We start from the raw sequence: 4,474 nt of genomic DNA on the forward strand, positions 1-4,474 counted from the left end.
CTTTTATTAAGTATGTTTTCAAAAAAAATGACGTCATCTGCTATAGATGACGTCATTTTTTTCTTCTATCCACTTAAGGATAAATAGGATTAACGTTATAAACTAATCAAAATACTCCGAAAATTTCTCAAAAATTATCTTAAACCAAACGGTATAATTATCAGGATTTTCTAAAATGTCATTTTTCAGATCGTCTATTGCTATCCACTTCCAGCTGTCAACCTCTTCCGGATTAATAACGGGTTCGGTTTCGCAATAACCAACAAAAACATGATCGAGTTCATGCTCGGTAAGTCCGTTGTCGAAAGGAGCTTTATATATAAAGGAGAAAATATCTTTTAATTCGCAGTCAAAGCCCATCTCTTCAACCATTCTGCGATGTGCTCCATCCTCATAGCTCTCTCCAACTCTCGGATGCGAACAACATGTATTAGTCCATAAGCCCGGAGAATGATATTTCCCCAATGCTCTCCGCTGAAGCATCAGTTCATTTTTTTTATTAATTATAAAAACCGAAAATGCCCTGTGAAGCAAAGCCTTTTCATGCGCTTCGATCTTCTCCATTGCCCCTACTACTTCATCATTTTCGTTAACTAATACAACCTTTTCTACGGACATGTTTTTTCTTTTTTCTTTTTCCTTTGAATGTGCAAATATAATATCTTCTTTTTGGCTTAAAAGATTAATAGGTTAAAAGGTTATATGTATTTTTTTTGAACTTCAACCATTCATCTTTAAATATCAATTTAATCTTTTATCCACGAAAGGCGTGGCAGGCTTTCATCTTGTCTTTCGTCTTCCATCTTTTGTCTTTCCTGCCTGACTGAGTCACGCAGGCAGGTATCTTTTGTCTTCCGTCTTTTGTCTTTTATCTTTTGTCTTAAAATAACTCCCATTATAAAAGCTCATAACTTAAAGTTTTTATAAATTTGCAGACTCTAATAAAAAGTTAAATAGAAGTCGATGATTAAAATAACATTGCCTGATGGTTCCGTAAAGGAATTTGAACAAGGCGTAACTCCATTTGATGTCGCCAACTCTATCAGTAGTGGTTTGGCCCGTAATGTAATTTCTGCAAAAGTAAATGATGTAATTGTAGAAACCACCACTCCGATCAATACGGATGCTACCCTGACGCTTTTTACCTTCGAAAGTAAAGAAGGAAAAGATGCTTTTTGGCACTCGTCGGCACACATACTTGCTCAGACTCTTGAATTTTTCTATCCGGGAATAAAATTAACTATAGGCCCGTCTATTGAGAATGGTTTCTATTACGATGTTGATTTTGGGGAATATTCTTTCACTGAAAAGGATTTTAAGAAAGTGGAAGATAAAATGTTGGAATTTGCCCGTGAAAAAGCACAATTCAAACTGCATAACGTAAGCAAAGTTGAAGCGTTAAAAAAATATGAAAAAGAAGGCAACCAATACAAGGTAGAATTAATCGAAAACCTTGTAGATGGGGCTATATCTTTCTGCGATCATGGTAATTTTACTGACCTTTGTAGAGGTGGACACATCCCTAATACAGGAATAATTAAAGCAGTAAAAGTAATGAGTGTTGCCGGTGCTTACTGGCGTGGCGACGAAAACAAAGAACAGCTTACTCGTGTTTATGGTATATCTTTCCCAAAGCAAAAATTACTGAAAGAATATTTAGAGAAACTTGAAGAAGCCAAGAAACGTGATCACCGTAAATTAGGAAAAGAACTTAAGTTGTTTACTTTCTCTCAAAGAGTTGGACAAGGTCTTCCATTATGGTTACCAAAAGGTGCTGCTTTAAGAGAAAGACTTGAAAGCTTCCTCAAAAAAGCTCAGAAAACTGCCGGATACGATCAGGTTATTTCTCCACACATCGGAGATAAAGCTTTATATGAAACATCGGGACACTATGCTAAATATGGTGCTGATTCGTTCCAGCCAATAAATACTCCAAACGAAGGTGAAGAATATTTATTGAAACCTATGAACTGCCCTCACCACTGTGAGATGTATAAAGCTGAACCGTGGTCGTACAAAGATCTGCCTATTCGCTATGCCGAATTTGGTACGGTTTACCGCTACGAACAGTCAGGAGAATTACACGGGCTTACCCGTGTTAGAAGTTTTACTCAGGATGATGCACATATTTTCTGTACACCTGATCAGCTTAATGAAGAGTTCAAAGCTGTTATTGATCTTGTGAAGTATGTATTCTCATCCTTAGGGTTTGAAGATTTCACAGCTCAAATATCGCTTAGAGACAAAGAAGATAAAAGCAAATATATAGGATCGGACGAAAACTGGGAAAAAGCCGAAAATGCTATTATCGAAGCTACTAAAGAAAAAGGGCTGGAAACTACTATAGAATATGGTGAAGCCGCATTCTATGGACCAAAACTTGACTTTATGGTAAGAGATGCAATCGGTCGTAGCTGGCAGCTTGGAACTATTCAGGTTGACTACAATTTACCGGAACGTTTTGAACTGACATATAAAGGATCTGACGACAAGGATCACCGCCCTGTTATGATACATCGCGCTCCTTTTGGGTCTATGGAACGATTTATTGCTATTTTGATAGAACACACAGGGGGTAATTTTCCTCTTTGGTTAACTCCTGAACAGGCTATTATACTGCCAATCAGTGAGAAATATCATAATTATGCCAAAAAAGTTTCACAAGTCCTGGAAAATTCCGAAATTCGCACGCTCATTGACGAGAGAGCTGAAAAAATTGGAAGAAAGATTCGCGATGCGGAAATTTCAAAAATCCCGTTCATGATCATTGTTGGAGAAAACGAAGAGAAAGAATTAAAACTTTCTGTCAGAAAACATGGTCATGGAGATTTAGGAAGCTTTACAACTAAAGAATTTACTACCTTGGTTAACGAGGAAATAAATAATACTTTAAAACAATTTAACTAATTATTAATTAAAATTTTAGAGCCCTGGCTATAAGAAGAAAAGGAGGACGTCGCCCTCTAAGAGTAATTAAAGAGAACCCACATAGAATTAACCGTGAAATAAGAATTCCGGAAATCAGATTGGTGGGCGAAAACGTTGAGATTGGTGTTTATCAAACTCGCGATGCTTTAAAGATTGCACAAGAGCAAGAATTAGACTTAGTAGAGATTTCGCCAAAAGCGGTTCCTCCGGTATGTAAAATTATCGATTACAAAAAGTTCTTGTACGATCAGAAAAAGAAACAAAAAGAACTCAAGTCAAAAGCTTCTAAAGTAGTAATCAAAGAGATTCGTTTTGGTCCGCAAACCGATGATCACGATTACGAATTTAAGAAAAAGCACGCTGAAAAGTTCTTAAAAGACGGAGCTAAATTAAAAGCTTTTGTATTCTTTAAAGGTCGTTCAATTATATTCAAAGAACAAGGTCAAATATTGTTGTTAAAATTAGCTCAGGACCTTGAAGAGTTTGGAAAAGTTGAACAAATGCCAAGACTTGAAGGAAAGCGTATGACAATGTTCATTGCGCCAAAGAAAAAGTAAAGACACCGTTCACGCTTATAGCGTAACGAGTTTTTAAATAGTAGGTAGGATAGCTATTAAAAACTGAAGAAGATGCCAAAATTGAAAACAAAATCTAGTGCTAAGAAACGTTTTAAGTTGACAGGTACTGGAAAATTGAAAAGAAAACACGCTTTTAAAAGTCACATCTTAACTAAGAAGACTAAAAAGCAAAAGAGAAACCTTACACAAGCAGGTTTAGTTCATAAATCTGATGAAGCAAACATCAGACAACAACTAAACTTATCTTAATCAGCTTAATTGTTGATTAATTTAGCTTAACCTGAAAAGGTTCGGTAATTTTATTAACCATGTAGCGGTGCAAATAACAAAGTGCGGTTTAGTCCGTCGCCCTCTACAAAAATAAATTAGGAAAATATGCCTAGATCAGTAAACGCAGTAGCTTCGAGAGCCAGAAGAAAAAGAGTCTTGAAGCAAGCCAAAGGATACTTTGGAAGAAGAAAAAATGTTTGGACAGTAGCAAAAAATGCTGTTGAAAAAGGATTAACATACGCTTATAGAGATCGTAAGAACAAAAAACGTTCATTCAGATCTTTGTGGATCGTTCGTATTAACGCCGGTGCACGTATCAATGGTATGTCTTACTCTCAGTTAATGGGGGCTATCAAAGCTAACAACATCGATTTGAACCGTAAAGTTCTTGCCGATTTAGCTATGAACCACCCTGAAGCTTTCAAAGCTATTGTTGAGAAAGTAAAATAGATTTTATTTAATAAATAATATAATTATCCTACTTATACAAAGCCACCTCTTTTTGGGGTGGTTTTTTTTTGTGCCATATATTTTTAGAAGCTGTTTCCCGCTGTCCGTTTATACGCTTCGCCCCTATTGTATTTCATATTAGTCGTAAATAATCTCTTCGCAAACTCAGAGCTTCTGTACTCCTATATTCAAATACAATAGTTGCTGCAGGGTATCACTTCCATCGGGGCTAAAACGCACCTCTACCA

At 36.3% G+C, this 4,474-nt stretch carries 5 protein-coding genes; 4 read left to right on the forward strand and 1 reads right to left on the reverse strand.

Features of this window, described 5'->3' with window-relative positions; all coding sequences use genetic code 11:
- Nucleotides 1-102: 102 nt before the first annotated feature.
- The gene (idi, locus tag ABFR62_13185; protein ID MEN8139375.1) at nucleotides 103-618 is read right to left on the reverse strand and encodes an isopentenyl-diphosphate Delta-isomerase; all 516 of its coding nucleotides are present in this window, start codon (nucleotides 616-618) and stop codon (nucleotides 103-105) included.
- Between the two features lie 345 nt (nucleotides 619-963).
- On the opposite strand from idi, the gene thrS reads away from it, so the two are divergent.
- From thrS to rplT, 4 genes are all read left to right on the forward strand, one after another.
- Nucleotides 964-2,907 (forward strand): threonine--tRNA ligase, encoded by a 1,944-nt coding sequence (gene thrS, locus ABFR62_13190; protein MEN8139376.1) that lies wholly within the window; start codon nucleotides 964-966, stop codon nucleotides 2,905-2,907.
- A 65-nt stretch (nucleotides 2,908-2,972) separates the two neighbouring features.
- Complete coding sequence (gene infC / locus ABFR62_13195) at nucleotides 2,973-3,485, forward strand: translation initiation factor IF-3 (protein ID MEN8139377.1); 513 nt, start codon at nucleotides 2,973-2,975, stop codon at nucleotides 3,483-3,485.
- Nucleotides 3,486-3,557: 72 nt separating this feature from the next.
- The gene (rpmI, locus tag ABFR62_13200) at nucleotides 3,558-3,755 is read left to right on the forward strand and encodes a 50S ribosomal protein L35 (protein MEN8139378.1); all 198 of its coding nucleotides are present in this window, start codon (nucleotides 3,558-3,560) and stop codon (nucleotides 3,753-3,755) included.
- Between the two features lie 126 nt (nucleotides 3,756-3,881).
- A complete protein-coding gene (gene rplT / locus ABFR62_13205; GenBank protein ID MEN8139379.1) occupies nucleotides 3,882-4,226 on the forward strand; it encodes a 50S ribosomal protein L20 in 345 nt (114 codons plus the stop codon).
- Nucleotides 4,227-4,474: the final 248 nt, after the last annotated feature.

The sequence above is a fragment of the Bacteroidota bacterium genome (genome assembly GCA_039714315.1).
Taxonomy (GTDB): Bacteria; Bacteroidota; Bacteroidia; order Flavobacteriales; family JADGDT01; genus JADGDT01.